This window comes from Mesorhizobium sp. B3-1-8, assembly GCF_006439495.1.
Taxonomy (GTDB): Bacteria; Pseudomonadota; Alphaproteobacteria; order Rhizobiales; family Rhizobiaceae; genus Mesorhizobium.
Genome location: NZ_VFTK01000020.1, coordinates 23,540 through 37,517, shown reverse-complemented (window position 1 = coordinate 37,517; position 13,978 = coordinate 23,540). Strand labels below are relative to the sequence as shown.

Sequence of the window (13,978 nt, the reverse complement as noted above, 5' to 3'; positions counted from 1 at the left end):
TTCCCACGAATGGCGCTCGGCACCGTCGCACTCGCCTTGCTGCTCTTGCCGGCGACAGCCGGCGTTCGTGAGCTCAGGGTCTGCGCCGACCCGAACAACCTGCCCTTTTCCAATGCGGCCGGACAAGGATTCGAGAACAGGATCGCCGAAATCATCGCCGCCGATCTCGGCGCGAAGCTGACCTACACCTGGTGGGCGCAGCGCCGCGGCTTCGTGCGCAACACGCTGAAGGCGGGTCTCTGCGATCTCGTGCCCGGCACGCCGGCCAATCTCGAAATGCTGCGCACCACGAGGCCCTACTACCGCTCCTCCTATGTCTTCGTGACTCGCCAGGACGACCCCGACGTCGCCTCCTTCAACGACCCGCGGCTGCGCGACTTGCGCATCGGCGTTCAGCTCATCGGCGACGACGGCGCCAACTCGCCTCCTGTCCAGGCGCTTGGCCGCCGCGGCATCATTGGGCATCTAATCGGCTACCCCGTCTATGGCGACTACTCCGCTCCCAATCCTCCGGCGCGTATCGTCGAAGCAGTGGCGAGCGGCGATATCGACCTCGCGGTGGTCTGGGGTCCGCTCGCCGGCTATTTCGCCCAGAAGCAGAAGGTGCCGCTCCGGATCACGCCGGTTACGCCTCGCATCGACGGGCCGCAATTGCCGCTGATGTATGACATCTCGATGGGCGTTCGGCGCGAGGACGATGCGCTGCGCAGCGATGTGAACAGCGCGCTTGCCAGACACAAAGCCGAGATCGACGCGGTTCTGACGCAATATGGAGTGCCTCGTCTCGACGTGGCCGGGAGCCCGGTGCGATGAGATCGACCGCCGCCATGCTTCTCTTGGCGATTTTAGCGCTGGCGGCCTGCCAGCGCGAGGAGCGGGACACACGGCCGCAGTCGGCGCTCGGCTCCGGCGAGCAGCCGACACCGGTGACGACTCTGGAACCCGGCGGGCAGCGGCCCTCTCCCACAGACAACAAGGCGGCGAGCTTCGAGGCCAATGCCTTCCATCTGAGCGAAGGCAAGCGCCTGTTCGGCTGGTTCAACTGCTCAGGATGCCATGCCAATGGCGGCGGCGGCATGGGCCCTGCGCTGATGGACGAAAAGTGGATCTATGGCAGCTCGATGGAAAGCATTCACGCCACGATCCGCGACGGTCGTCCGAACGGCATGCCGAGCTTCCGCGACAAGATCCCTGACGACCAGATCTGGGAGCTCGCAGCTTTTGTTCGCTCGCTGAGCGGCAACGCACCCTCCTCCGCCGCGCCTTCCCGAAATGACGATATGATGGTGCATCCGTCGGAAAACCGCATGCCGGACGCCGCCACGCTGGGGAAGTCGCCGTGAAACGCTTCGCCACGATTGCGTTCGCCACGGCAATCGCCCTGCTTCTTCAGGGATGCGCAGGCTGGCAATCGGCGCTCGACCCGAAGGGCCCGGCGGCGAGCGAACTGGCATGGCTGATCTGGTTCTTCACCGGGCTTTGCGCGGTGGTGTGGGTGCTGGTGATGATCGCTCTTGCCGCGCCGCTGATGATGCGGCCGCGGGACCGGTTGGAGCCGCTTGTGCTTGACGCCGGCGCGGACAATCGGAAGCTGCGGGTGGTGACGGCCGCCGTCGGGCTGACCGCCGTCATCCTGATCGGGCTCACTCTGCTGAGCTTCTTCGCCAACAGGACGCTCGCCGCGATCGGCTCGGACGCCGCGCTGACCATTCGCGTCACCGGCCATCAATGGTGGTGGGAGGTGCGCTATGAGGACGCCACGCCGAGCCGCATCCTGACGACGGCGAACGAGATCCACATTCCCGCCGGCGAACCGGTTCGGCTTCTCCTCACCTCGACCGATGTTATCCATTCCTTCTGGGTCCCGAGCCTTTCCGGCAAGCTCGACCTCATTCCCGGTCACATGAACGTGCTCGACATCAAGGCGGATAAGCCCGGCGTCTATCGCGGCCAATGCGCCGAGTTCTGCGGCGCGCAGCACGCCAATATGGGTACCTTCATTATCGCCGAGCCGCGGGCAAAGTTCGACGCCTGGTGGAACGACCAGTTGCAGCCGGCCGCTGGCCCGGCGAGCGACGAGGCAAAGACCGGCGAAGACCTCTTTCTCAAGCGGCCCTGCGTGATGTGCCATAGGATCGGGGGCACCCCCGCCGGAGGAACGGTCGCTCCCGACCTGACGCATATAGGCAGCCGGCAAACGCTTGCGGCCGGAACATTGACGATGAGCCGCGGCAATCTCGCCGCCTGGATAGCCGATCCGCAAGGCATCAAGCCGGGTTCTCACATGCCGGTTGTCGATCTGAGCGGCGACGAGCTCAACGCCATCGTCGCTTATCTCGAGGGGCTGAAATGAGCAGCGCGGATCTCACCAGCGAACGCGATCTGCCGCCCGAGCGCGAGGTGTCCGCCAAAGGCGATCTTGCACCCGAGCGTGATGGGCCGCGCGACAGCGGCTTGGATGATGCCAGCCTGCATCGCTGGCTGGCGCGGACGTGGCGCACGCCCCCCGGCATCATCGGTGCGCTCTCGAGCGTCGATCACAAGGTGATCGCACAGCGCTACCTCATCACCGCCTTCCTATTTCTGTGCTTGGGTGGGCTCAACGCCGTCGTCATGCGCGTCCAGCTCTCGGGCCCGCAGCGCGGGCTCATCGGCCCGGATCTCTACAACCAGCTTTTCACGATGCATGGCGTCACCATGATGTTCCTGTTCGCCGTGCCCATCGTGCAGGCGACCGGTATTTATCTGGTGCCGTTGATGGTCGGCACCCGCAACATTGCCTTTCCGCGCCTCAACGCGTTCAGCTACTGGGTCTATGTCTCGGGGGGTATCTTCGCCTGGGTATCCTTCGCCCTCTCGATGGCGCCCGATGTCGGCTGGTTCGCCTATGTGCCGCTGTCCGGGCCGGAATACAGTCCCGGCAAGCGCGCCGATGTATGGGCGCAGATGATCACCTATACCGAAGTGTCCTCGCTGTCGGTCGCCGTCGCCACCATCGTGACGGTGCTGAAGCAGCGCGCGCCCGGCATGTCGCTGGAGAAGATACCGCTTTACGTCTGGGCGTTGCTGGTCACTTCCTTCGTCATCGTCTTCGCCATGCCGGCGGTGATGATCACGTCGACCTTCCTCATTCTCGACCGGCTCGTCGGCACGCACATCTTCAACCCGGCGGAGGGCGGCGATGCGCTGCTGTTCCAGCATCTGTTTTGGTTCTTTGGACATCCGGAGGTCTACATCATCTTCCTGCCGGCGACCGGCATGGTCTCCTCCATCATTCCAGCCTTCGCGCGGCGCCCGGCGTTCGGTCATTTGGGGCTGGTGCTGTCGCTGATCGCTGTCGGTTTCCTGTCGTTCGGCCTTTGGGTCCACCACATGTTCGCGACGGGACTGCCGAAGCTCGGCGCCAGCTTCTTCACCGCATCCAGCATGATGATCGCCATCCCCAACGGCGTGCAGATCTTCTGCTGGCTGGCGACATTGTGGGACGGCAGACCGGTGATCCGCACCCCGCTGCTGTTCGTCTTCGGCTTCTTCTTCATCTTCGTCATTGGTGGCCTCACCGGCGTCATGCTCGCCTCGGTGCCGCTCGACCTGCAGGTGCACGACACCTATTTCGTCGTCGCCCACTTCCACTACGTGCTGATCGGCGGCTCGGTCTTCCCGCTGCTGGCCGCAGCCTATTTCTGGTTCCCCAAGATCACCGGCCGCATGATGAGCGAGCGCCTTGGGCGCTGGCACTTCTGGCTGGCCCTGATCGGCTTCAACGCCGCTTTCTTCCCGATGCATATCGTCGGCCTGTGGGGCATGCCACGCAGGGTCTACACTTATCCAGCCGAGCTTGGCTGGGGCAACATCAATCTTTTCATCACCGCCGGCGCGGTGCTGTTCTTCCTGAGCTTCGTGCTGTTCACCTTCAATCTCGTGCATGGTGCATTGCGCGGCGCGCCCGCCGGCGACAATCCATGGGACGCCGGCACGCTCGAATGGGCAACCTCCTCTCCGCCACCCAGCTACAATTTCGCGCGCATTCCGGTCGTGACAAATGTCGAGCCGCTGTGGGCCGAACGCGAGGCGCTCCCGGTCGCGACCGGGCTTCGCGTCGACGTGCGCGAGTTGGTCATCTCGACGGTGGCGGAAGCCCATCCAGACATCCGCGAGAAATCGGCGACGCCGTCGATCTGGCCGCTGCTGGCTGCGATCGCGGTCGGCGGCACCTTCCTTTATTCGATCTTCACGCCCTGGGCCATCGTCTGGGGCGTGGGCCCGATCGCCATCACCCTGATCGGCTGGTTCTGGCCCAAGGACGATCCGGAGGACGAGGAATGAACAAGCGTCCCGCCGCAGATCTTTCCGGCCTCCCGACCTTTGGACATGGTCCGGGCAGTCCCACCTGGTGGGGCACGCTTGGCTTCATGGCGCTGGAAGGGACGGGCTTTGCACTGGCGGCCGGCGCTTACCTCTATCTGGCGACCTTGTGGCCCAACTGGCGTCTGAGCGCTCCGGAACCCAACCACTGGCCGGGAACGATCGTGACGCTGCTTCTCATCGTCAGCCTGGTGCCGAACCACATGCTCAACCGCTACGCCAAGGAATGCGCGATCGGGCCGGTGCGGATCGGCATGGTGGTGATGTCGTTGCTCGGCATTGCGCCACTCATTGTGCGCTGGTTCGAGTTTCCGGCACTGAATATTTATTGGGACACGAACGCCTATGGCTCGATGCTGTGGGTGCTGCTTGGTCTCCACACCACGCATCTCATCACCGACGTCGGCGACACGATCGTTCTGACGGTGCTGATGTTCACGCACCATGGCTATAACGGCCGGCGCTTCGGCGATGTCGGCGACAATGTTTTCTACTGGGACTTCGTGGTCCTCACCTGGATCCCGATCTACCTGCTCATCTACTGGCTGCCGAGGTGGGGCTGACATGCGTGCGCTGCGGCTAGGCACGTCCTGGGGTGGTTTGTTGTCGGGGCCTTTGGCCTGGGCAATCTCGACGCAGCTGAACTACGCGCTTGTGCACTGGCAGTGCAATCGTCAGGTGCAGGTCGTGCTCCCGGCGGCGCTGTTGCTCGCCGTGTTTTCGCTGCTCGGCGGCGCGCTGTCATGGCGGGCGAAGCGGCAGGGCGGCGCCGCGTTCAAGCCGGAGCGCACGCGCAGCACCGAACGTTTCGTCGCCGATCTCGGCATGCTCGCGGCTCTGTTGTTTGCCCTCGTCATCGTCATGCAGGGCAGCGCGGCGCTTATCCTCGACGAGTGCCTGCGATGAGCTTCGATGCGTTCTTCTCGACCTCGATATGCTACGGCGCCGGCGCGCCCGAGGCCGGATGGACGTTGGCGTTTCCTATTACGCTTCCCTTGGCTGCAATCGCGCTCATCTATGGGATCGGCGCAGGCCGGCTGTGGCGCCGCAGCGGCCGAGGCCGACCCGAGCGGCTTCGCCAGGCTCTTTTGTTCGCCGCCGGCTGGGGCGTGTTGACGGGAGCGCTGGTGAGCCCGATCCATGCGCTCGGCGAGCGGGTGTTTTCAGCCCACATGATCGAGCATGAGTTGCTGATGGCCGTGGCGGCGCCGCTTCTTGTCGCCGCCTGCCCGAGCGCGGCCTTGATGTGGGCGTTGCCGGCCACACTTCGGCGGGGGACAGGAAAACTCACCCATGGCAAGATGCTCCAGGCGGTCTGGGCGTTCGCCGCTCGCCCGCTCAACGCGACGATCCTTCACGGGATAGCGATCTGGATCTGGCATATTCCAGCGCTGTTCGAGGCAGCGCTACAGCAGGGCGTGGTGCATTATGCGCAACATGCGAGCTTCCTCGGCACTGCCTTGCTGTTCTGGTGGGTGCTTCTGCCGCGCTCTGGCCGACAGCAAACCTATGGTAGCTCCATCATGCATCTCTTCTTCACGTCGCTGCATACCGGCCTGCTCGGCGTCCTGCTGCTGGTATCGCCCAAACTCTGGTATCCGGAGAATGCCTCCGGCGCCGCGCTCTGGGGTCTGAGTCCCATCGAGGACCAGCAGCTCGCCGGGCTGGTGATGTGGGTTCCGGCCGGGCTCATCTATGGCGGAGCGGCCTTGCTGATCGCCGGCCTTTGGATAAGCAACAGCGGAACCAGGGAGGCAACGCATGCGCTCCGACCTGGCTAGGCTCATCGGCGGCGCCCTGGCCGTGAGCCTGCTGCTCGCCGCGGTCGGCCTGGCGGCCGTATGGACCGACCGGCGCGATCGCGTCCGGCACGAGTCGGATGCCGCGACCGGCGGCGTGGGCGCACGCGCCATTCCGATCATGACCGCGAATGGCTGTTCCGGCTGCCATTCGATTCCCGGCGTGCCGGGAGCGCAAGGCCAGGTCGGGCCGCGCCTCGACGGCAGCCTCGCCGGCCGCGTCTATATCGGCGGGGTGCTGGCGAACAATCCGGAGAATCTGATCCGCTGGATCCGCTCGGCAAGGGAAATCAACCGGCACACCGCCATGCCATCGACGAGGATTACCGAGCAGCAGGCGCGCGATATCGCGGCCTATCTATACGGGCTGAGATGATCAGCAAGGGAACCGAGATCGCAAGCCGCGTGCAAGATCACCGCGGTTCCAGGATGAGAATGACGAATAGGCAGACAGGCAGGCCGCTCGTCCGCGGTTCCGTCCGGAATTGGGTCAAAACAAGAAGATGAGGCGGTTCGCCGTTTCCGTGAAACAGTGAATCCCTCTGGAGCATTTCACCGTTTCGCGGAAACGGTGAAATGCTCCACCTCCTTGTTTTGACGCAATTCCGGGCGGAAAACCGCTCACACTTTTCCTGGAATTGATCTAACCGCCGTCTCAGCGCTTGGCGCTGTCGCTATCTGCGTCCGCACGCGTCAGGAACGTCTGGGTGACCTGCGGAAGGTGGTCCTTCAGCCACTCGGCCATGGCTTCCTCTTCGCGCAGGTTCTGTTCGCACACGCGGGCAATCTCGGCTTCGCCCACGGCATTGGCCGCGGCGATGAGGATCGTACAGGACGCGATTTCCATATGCTCGAATGTGTAACTCGCCAGAGAGCCCTTCATCACTTCGTCACCGGCGAAGACGCCGCTGATCGACTGCGCGGTGGCGGTCAGCTTGCCGCCTGCGTCCTTCAGCATGGACGATCCTTCGTCGAGGCCATCCAGGGAGGTCTTCAGCCGTCTGGCCTGCTCTTTCGTTTCTTCCAGATGGCTACGGATTCGCTCGTTGAGTTCGGGGTAATTGTCTATCCGACTCAATTGGCCCGACAGCATCGTCTCGGCCTGTTCCTCCATTGCGTGAGCGTCCCTCAACCATTGAACAAGCCATTCGCGCGATTCAGCCATTGCGGTGTCTCCATCAGTTTGACGCCGCCCGAACCGAGGGTGGCCCGCATTGTTCCTTGAACGTGATGAAAAGCGTCTACGATTTCCGGGACGAGGACGGGTCGGAACCGGAGAGTTTCTCCCGCATCGATTCGTCGGTCTTGTCGGCCGCGGCTTTGACAACGCCGCCGGCCTTGTCGGCCAGCGTGCCCTCGCTCGAGGCCTGACGTCCGGCTTCGTCGCTCGCCGTCTGGTAGGCTTCGGCCGCGACTTGCTTTGCAGTGTCGAGGCCTTCTTTCAAAGTGTCTTCGGCACTGTCCCGAAGCCTCTCGCGATAGGCACCCAATCGCTCATCCTCGACCTCGGTGTGGGGCAGCATGGCGCCGATCGCAGCTCCGACGGCGAGGCCGATGGCGGCTGCTGCGAGAGGCTGGTCCTGAAGCAGACCATGCGCCGATCGGCTGGCGCTCGTCGCCATATCGGCCGCAGCCGCCGCCGAGTTCGCCAGTGTGTCGGCTGCGCTGCTTGCCAGGTTCGACACCGTGCCGGCTGCTTCGCTTGCCATTCCCGAAACAGTTCCGGCCGCTCCGCTGGCGGCTTCGGCAACAGAGCCTGCCGCATCCGACGCGCTCGAAGCCATTCCAGCGCCGAATGCGCCATGATCGAGGCCAGGACCGCGCCGCGTCACACCATTGGTACCAGCCGGGGTGGCGGAGGCGCCGCTGCCCAACATCAGCCAGGCCAGGCCCGCGCCGATCACGGTCAGCGGCAACGGATTGTCCCGTACCTGGGCCTTCAGGTTGTGAAGCATGTCGGAGCCCGCGCCGCCTCTGAAAAGCCCGGTGAACTCGTCGAAGAGCTGCCCGAGGGTCATCTTGTCGCGAATGGAGTCGGCGGTCGCCACCACCCTTGCGCGTGTGGCTTCCGCCTCGCGTTCGAGCTCGGCTGCGGATCTCTCGGTCATCTCGCTTGTTCCTTGATCACGCTCACGTCTCGCTTGAGCTGTTCCTGTGTGCGGTCCGGCGCGAGCTCGGAAGGCGCCATGCTCGCCATGCCGGTCCGCAACAGGATGACGCCGAGCACGGCAACGACCACGCCGACGAGCAAGGCGGACCACCCGGCGCCCAGACCAAGGCGAGCCAGGGCGATGACGAGTGCCTGCAACAAAACCAGCAGCGCGGCGAGCAGACATATCGCGCCGCCCAGCACCTCCACGGCGCCTGCGCCGGTCTTGGTCGCGTTCTCCGATATCTCCGCTCTTAGGAGCCTCGCCTCCGTTTGCACGAGCGTGCTCACCTGCTGCGCCAGATCGGCGACCAATGTGCCGAGACTTGGATTGTCCTCAGTGCTCATTTCTTCAGCTCCGCTGCCTTCCCGGGTATGCCGCCATCGGAACCCCAATTTGCTGGAGCGTTATGCCGGCGCGCGCTCGTTCCCATGCCGGTTTGTCGGGGGTGATCGGACGTTGCCGCGCCCTGCGTCGGGCGGCGCGTGCCGGGCGGCGAAGCCTTCATGAAGCGGCCAAGTGCCAATCCCGCCAGAACCGAACCGGCAAGAAGCGCCCCAGGATTCTGGCGGCCAAAAGACTGGACGTCTTCCAGCACCTGTCCGAACGGCTTCTCTTTCAACGAGGAGGACAGCCGCTCGAGCCCGCTTGCGGCCTCCTGCATGAACTTCGAGGCCGCAGTCTGGTCGCTGTTAGCCAAGTGATTGCTCGCGGCGCGCAGGGCGCCGCCGAAAGCCGAAAGGCTCGATCCGATATCGCGCTGCGTCTGCTCGGCCTTTTCGGAGACGGCCTGCTGGGCTTCGGCGGCATACGCTCCAGCCCTGCGGGCAACCTCGTCGCGGGCATCGTGGAGAGCTTCGCCGGCGCTCTGCGCTTCTTGCCGGATCCGGTCGGAAATGTCGTCCTTCGCTTTGGCAAAGTCGGCGGACTGGGGATCCCGATCATCCTCGCGCTGCATGGTGCCTCCTAGTGAAAGCCGAGGAAGGAAAACACTGCGAGCACAACGACGATCAGACCAATGAGATAGATGACACTGTTCATGATGCAGCCTCCTCGATGCAGTCCGAACTTCCCGCCGGCTGCGATGTTCCCCTGGACGAGCGGCTTTTTAGCAAATTCTCATTTGCTCTCGGGCTTTGCCCTGAAAGCGGCAAGCTCCTGGTCCGGGCAAAGCAGCCGGGGGCGTGTCGGATCGGAAATATCGATCTTGTCCCAGGGAATGCGATAAAGGCCCTCATGGCGCCTCAGCGCGAAGAAGTCGAGCAATGCAGCGCCGATAGTCGAAGCGGACAAGCGCTCGAACGCGGCGAAGATGCCGACATGAAATTCGGTGGCGACGAGGTCGTCGCCGTCCCGCTCGGCGACGATCTCTTCGATATAGCCGATGCTCTTGCCGCGCTCGGAGAATACGGGCCTGCCGGCAAGATGCTCGAGATTTACAGTCGCCATCCTCAGGCTCCCGGGATTCGGCCGACGACATGTTCGCGCAGCCAGTCCTGCCAGGCGAAGATCTTGGTGCGTCGCACGTCGATGTCGAATTCGATGTCGACACCGATGTCGCGCACCTTGTGCCACGCGATCCGGTGCGGCCGTGCCTGGCGCTTGCCGCCAAGCTTTGCCGCGAGCCGCGCGGTCCATCGGCCGGGCCGCGCGCCAAGCCGACGTGCCAGCGCGATCGAGCCAAGCTCGATCGCAATGAGCCTGGGCGGCTTACCCGGCCTCAGCTCGGCGACCAGGCCATCAACCTTGCCGATCTTGACCTGCTCGCGATCGACGACCTGTTTGTCCAGGATATCGCGCAGCAGCTGCATCACGTGCCTCCGAATATCTGCAGCGGAATCGTCACGAGCGCCAGCACGAAGCCGAGCGCGATGACGAAAATCACGGCCGCGTTCGAGATGACGCCGTTGCGATGCTTGCCTACATAGCGGTCGTCGTTCAGCAGGAAGAGGAACGGCACAACCGTCAGCGGGAGGCTGGCCGCTGTCAGCGCCATCGAGAAGATAGTGAGCTTCAACGGGTCTAGACCGAGCGCTATCGGGACCGCGGCGAGGAAGAGCGTCAATGTGTAGATGAGGCTGAATCCGGGATCGTCGCGCGGCTTCAGATCCTCGCCCCAGGTCCAGCCGAATCCCTGCGCGACGAGATAGGCCTGCTGCAAGGCCACTTCGAGCGCAGCGCCGAAGCAGGCGATGGCCAGCGACGCGACGAAAAGGACGAAGCCCCAGAAGCCGAACATCGGAATCAACATCAACGGAAGCTGGTTGTAGTCTTCCACTTCGGTAACGCCATGAGCACCAAGAACCAGCGCCGCCACGATCAGAACGCCCACCGAGATCGTGCCGCCGAAACTCATACCGAGCCCGGCTATCGCCCGATTGGCGCCGAGATAGCTCTTGTCCCACTGATCTTCGATCGCGCCAGAGGAATAGAACATGAAAAGGTAAGGCGATATCGAGGCGCCGAGAATGCTGACGGCCATGAACCAGTATTTTGCCGTGTCGTGCTGCGGCAGGCTGGGCACGGCCCCCACCGCCACCTCTTTCCATTCGGGGCGGAGCATCACGGCTGCGACGACGAAGCAGAGCGTTACCAGACCAAGCATCGACACCCCCTTCTCGATGAGCCCGAATGTGCCTTTCCACAACAGCAGCCAAGCCAGGAAAGCGACCGGCAAGGCCCACCATTGAAAGCTGATCCCCGTGGCAAGCTCGGCGGCGATAGCCACCCCGCCGATCTCGGCGGAAAGCACCAGGAAGTTGACCAGCAGGGTGGCAAGGAGCGGCCAGATGAACGCATTGAAGCCGAACCGTTCGCGGATGCCGTCGGCAATGGTGTGATGGCTGACCGCGGCGAAGCGACCGGCCATCTCGACCAGGAAGATGATGCAGATGGTACCGAGCACCACCGCCCAGATGAGCCGGAAACCGAACAGTGCGCCGGCCTGCGCCGCCGTCGCCATCGATCCGACCTCCAGGAAGCCGCCGACGCTGGTGACGACACCAAGCGAAATCTCCAGCAGCTTCTTCATCGTTTCGGCGAGAAATAGTTTCGATAGGCTGTTGCGAGATCGCCTTGCGCGGCCCGAAGCTCCTGTTGCGCCTGACCGACCTGCGCATCCTGTCCGGCCTCGACCGCGTCCTTGGCCCGCCTTGCCGCATTCGACAGCCGGCTAACAGCGGCCGCCAACGCATCTCGCTTTCCCCGGTCGGACGGAGACGCCGATTCCACTTGCCGGCCAGCGTCGGCGAGTGTCTCGGCAAAGGACTGCAATGCTGAGGACGCATAATGGGACGGCGCTGCGCCGGAGAGCCAGGCGTCGCTCACCAGCACTGCCGCCTGTGCCGTCGAGGCCGCAAGCTTCGATTGCTGGTCAACGGTTTCAGACGAGGAACAAGAGGCAAGCGCCAGCGCCAGCAGGGGCAGGAAGGCCCGGCTCGGCCGGGCAACGGTGCGCAACATCTTCCCCTCGCTGCAATCGCTTCAAATCCCGAAGATAAAGCCGCAGCCACGCGAAAGTTCCTCCGTGTTCGGGATTTGCGGCATCGAGGCTGGCCGGTTCCATGTCCGACTGAGCTCGCAATGTTTCAGCTTTATCGGGACGATCGTGAACGCGACATAGCCAAGACATGGCTTGAGCGCGCCAGAGCCCGCGCAATCTCGCTCACTTAACAGAAAAGCGTCACCGGCAGGCAGGGCGGTGCTGCGTTCGGTCGATGGCCGGCAGCGTAGTTGCGGGAGGATCCAGCCTTCCGTCATGTGGAATATCTGGCGATCGAGTCCGGCCTGGAGAGGCCGGCATTGCGACACGGGTGCGATGCGCGACCATGGCGAGCTGGAAAATCTCGCCACCGTCCTGACGCTTTGACAGGGGCGTGCGCGGCTCCCTGGCCGAGGCCGACCTGATCCCGCTGGGGCTAATTGTCGGACTTCGCTGGCCGATGGCTTCGATCCACAGTCTTGCGTGAACCTTCCGCGGGATCTTCTTGCGGCAAGCGCCGTGCGTCTCGGGCTCAACGGCTTCCAGCGCATCGGCGCCAGCGAACTCTCCTCATCGGGATTCGGTTCCGTCTCCGCATCTTCCTCGGCGGCTCTGTCGAGCACGCGTTGGAGCGTTCATGGAGCACCTCCTCGCATCGACTTAACCGGGCCGTGACGCCGATGTTCCCACAAACTCGAAGCACGGGGAACGAACGGACGGGTGGAAGGTTGCAGATCCAAGACCCGGCGAGGCATTCAGATGACTTCCGACACGACAGCGCTTCACGGCAGCAGGACGGCCCGAACCAGGCAACACTCCTTTTCCAGCCGCCCACCATCTCCATCAACGGCGTGATTGATAGTGAAACGGTCAGCTTGTTCGGTTGTCTGGAACGCGATGTTTCAACACGACGGTCTTGTCGGAACTTCAGGTCCCCGGGCGGATTAGGAAAGAGCGCTGCAGGCGCACGATCGCAACCGCAAAGGAGCGTAAAAATGCCGAAGAAAGCTTCGTCCGCGACCTCGAAGGGCTTGGAAAGCCTCTTCCTGGACGGACTCAAAGACATCTACTATGCGGAAAAGAAAATCTTGAAGATATTGCCAAAGCTGGCGAAAGCAGCACAGTCCGAAAAGATAAGCGCTGCCTTCGAAAAGCACCTGAAGGAAACTGAAGCCCAGGTCGATCGCCTGGAGCAAGTCTTCGACATACTCGGCAAGCCGGCCCGGGGCAAGACCTGCCCGGCCATTGATGGAATCATCGAGGAGGGCTCGGAAATCCTCGAGGAGTACAAGGACGAACCGGCGCTCGACGCGGGTCTGGTGGGCGCCGCACAAGCGGTCGAGCATTACGAAATCGCGCGCTACGGTACGCTGATTGCATGGGCCGAGGAGCTCAGACTCAAGGATGCTCTCCCGCTGCTCCGTCAGACCTTAAAAGAAGAGTCCGACACCGACGAGGCGCTCAACGCTCTCGGCGAGAACGATGCCAATCGACGTGCTCTGCAGGCGGCCTAGCGCCACGACGGAGTTGCAGCGGTCCTGCCGGCCACAGGACCGCTCACGCGAAAGACTGACTGGCTGCCCTCCCGCCCGCGGATGGTCACGAAACGCTTGCCCGTGGCTTGTGTCAAAGCAAGAGTCGTTGTCAGCTAAGGCTGGTTCGTCGAACATTGGGAACTGCGGTCGCTTTGAAGTGAGCCGCTGTTCGCGAGGAACGGGGTCGAGATCGGCGAGGCCGAGTCGCTGGTCGACCTACGTGATCGCCGAGGAACACGATGAAGAAGACCTGAAAGAAACCGACCATGCTTCAGGTCGCCGCAGGTTTCGAGATCTCGCGATAACTGCCCGCAGAAATCCGCCCAAGAATTAGTCTGCAAGTCTGCATGTCCCTTTCACGGAGGCATGCAATTCCTGCCATAAAACGGCGCTGTTGAGGGCGCGCTCGCGAACGGCTGCGCTATCGCCGAGCTAAACCACCTGCGGGGACACGACCCGCGTTTTTTGTAGGCCAAAATCACGAAGCTTCGCGTGTCGTTCCCTATGCTTCCGCGAGCAACCAGCGAGGTACCACCGAAAGTCTCCATCGCCTCGCCCTCAAGACCTGGTCCATAGGTTCAAATCACACCCAAAATCAAGCACTGACGTGGCGCTCGGCACGTCCGACTGCTTAAATGACCCTCCCCG

General features: G+C 63.3%; 17 protein-coding genes. 9 read left to right on the top strand and 8 right to left on the bottom strand.

Annotation, left to right across the window (positions count from 1 at the left end; translation table 11 throughout):
* Window positions 1–9 precede the first annotated feature (9 nt).
* Genes FJ424_RS19275 through FJ424_RS19240 form a run of 8 tightly spaced genes read left to right on the top strand, consistent with a single transcriptional unit; the run spans window position 10 to window position 6,540 of the window.
* On the top strand, window positions 10–813 hold the full coding sequence (locus FJ424_RS19275; protein WP_226892155.1) for a substrate-binding domain-containing protein: 804 nt from the start codon (window positions 10–12) through the stop codon (window positions 811–813).
* On the top strand, window positions 810–1,343 hold the full coding sequence (locus FJ424_RS19270) for a c-type cytochrome (RefSeq protein ID WP_140654249.1): 534 nt from the start codon (window positions 810–812) through the stop codon (window positions 1,341–1,343). The genes FJ424_RS19275 and FJ424_RS19270 overlap by 4 nt, the downstream gene beginning before the upstream one ends.
* Entirely contained in the window at window positions 1,340–2,353 is a 1,014-nt protein-coding gene (coxB, locus tag FJ424_RS19265; RefSeq protein WP_181182048.1) for a cytochrome c oxidase subunit II, read from the top strand. The genes FJ424_RS19270 and coxB overlap by 4 nt, the downstream gene beginning before the upstream one ends.
* Window positions 2,350–4,326 (top strand): cytochrome c oxidase subunit I, encoded by a 1,977-nt coding sequence (ctaD, locus tag FJ424_RS19260; RefSeq protein ID WP_140654251.1) that lies wholly within the window; start codon window positions 2,350–2,352, stop codon window positions 4,324–4,326. Before coxB ends, ctaD begins: the two co-directional genes overlap by 4 nt.
* Window positions 4,323–4,928 (top strand): cytochrome c oxidase subunit 3, encoded by a 606-nt coding sequence (locus FJ424_RS19255; RefSeq protein WP_140654253.1) that lies wholly within the window; start codon window positions 4,323–4,325, stop codon window positions 4,926–4,928. Before ctaD ends, FJ424_RS19255 begins: the two co-directional genes overlap by 4 nt.
* 1 nt (window position 4,929) lies before the next feature.
* On the top strand, window positions 4,930–5,271 hold the full coding sequence (locus FJ424_RS19250; RefSeq protein WP_140646416.1) for a hypothetical protein: 342 nt from the start codon (window positions 4,930–4,932) through the stop codon (window positions 5,269–5,271).
* The gene (locus tag FJ424_RS19245; protein ID WP_140654255.1) at window positions 5,268–6,146 is read left to right on the top strand and encodes a cytochrome c oxidase assembly protein; all 879 of its coding nucleotides are present in this window, start codon (window positions 5,268–5,270) and stop codon (window positions 6,144–6,146) included. Before FJ424_RS19250 ends, FJ424_RS19245 begins: the two co-directional genes overlap by 4 nt.
* The gene (locus tag FJ424_RS19240; protein ID WP_140654257.1) at window positions 6,127–6,540 is read left to right on the top strand and encodes a c-type cytochrome; all 414 of its coding nucleotides are present in this window, start codon (window positions 6,127–6,129) and stop codon (window positions 6,538–6,540) included. Before FJ424_RS19245 ends, FJ424_RS19240 begins: the two co-directional genes overlap by 20 nt.
* Before the next feature lie 279 nt (window positions 6,541–6,819).
* On the opposite strand, the gene FJ424_RS19235 is transcribed toward FJ424_RS19240, so the two are convergent.
* The 8 genes from FJ424_RS19235 to FJ424_RS19200 all read right to left on the bottom strand — a co-directional run bounded on the left by FJ424_RS19235 (window position 6,820) and on the right by FJ424_RS19200 (window position 11,773).
* Window positions 6,820–7,329 carry a DUF892 family protein gene (locus FJ424_RS19235; protein WP_140654259.1) on the bottom strand — a complete coding sequence of 170 codons (510 nt, stop codon included), beginning with the start codon at window positions 7,327–7,329 and terminating at the stop codon, window positions 6,820–6,822.
* A gap of 76 nt (window positions 7,330–7,405) precedes the next feature.
* On the bottom strand, window positions 7,406–8,212 hold the full coding sequence (locus FJ424_RS19230) for a hypothetical protein (RefSeq protein WP_246677297.1): 807 nt from the start codon (window positions 8,210–8,212) through the stop codon (window positions 7,406–7,408).
* A 56-nt stretch (window positions 8,213–8,268) separates the two neighbouring features.
* Window positions 8,269–8,661, bottom strand: a complete 393-nt coding sequence (locus FJ424_RS19225) for a phage holin family protein (RefSeq protein WP_140654263.1) — start codon at window positions 8,659–8,661, stop codon at window positions 8,269–8,271.
* On the bottom strand, window positions 8,658–9,272 hold the full coding sequence (locus FJ424_RS19220) for a hypothetical protein (protein ID WP_181182049.1): 615 nt from the start codon (window positions 9,270–9,272) through the stop codon (window positions 8,658–8,660). The genes FJ424_RS19225 and FJ424_RS19220 overlap by 4 nt, the downstream gene beginning before the upstream one ends.
* A gap of 161 nt (window positions 9,273–9,433) precedes the next feature.
* Window positions 9,434–9,763 (bottom strand): PRC-barrel domain-containing protein, encoded by a 330-nt coding sequence (locus tag FJ424_RS19215; protein WP_140654265.1) that lies wholly within the window; start codon window positions 9,761–9,763, stop codon window positions 9,434–9,436.
* Between the two features lie 2 nt (window positions 9,764–9,765).
* Window positions 9,766–10,125: a hypothetical protein gene (locus FJ424_RS19210; protein ID WP_140646427.1), complete on the bottom strand. Its 360-nt coding sequence runs from the start codon at window positions 10,123–10,125 to the stop codon at window positions 9,766–9,768.
* A complete protein-coding gene (locus FJ424_RS19205) occupies window positions 10,125–11,345 on the bottom strand; it encodes a divalent metal cation transporter (protein WP_140654267.1) in 1,221 nt (406 codons plus the stop codon). The genes FJ424_RS19210 and FJ424_RS19205 overlap by 1 nt, the downstream gene beginning before the upstream one ends.
* Window positions 11,342–11,773, bottom strand: coding sequence for a hypothetical protein (locus tag FJ424_RS19200; protein WP_140646430.1), 432 nt, complete (start codon window positions 11,771–11,773; stop codon window positions 11,342–11,344). Before FJ424_RS19200 ends, FJ424_RS19205 begins: the two co-directional genes overlap by 4 nt.
* Window positions 11,774–12,790: 1,017 nt before the next feature.
* On the opposite strand from FJ424_RS19200, the gene FJ424_RS19195 reads away from it, so the two are divergent.
* Window positions 12,791–13,309, top strand: coding sequence for a ferritin-like domain-containing protein (locus FJ424_RS19195; protein WP_140654268.1), 519 nt, complete (start codon window positions 12,791–12,793; stop codon window positions 13,307–13,309).
* The last annotated feature ends 669 nt before the right edge of the window (window positions 13,310–13,978 follow it).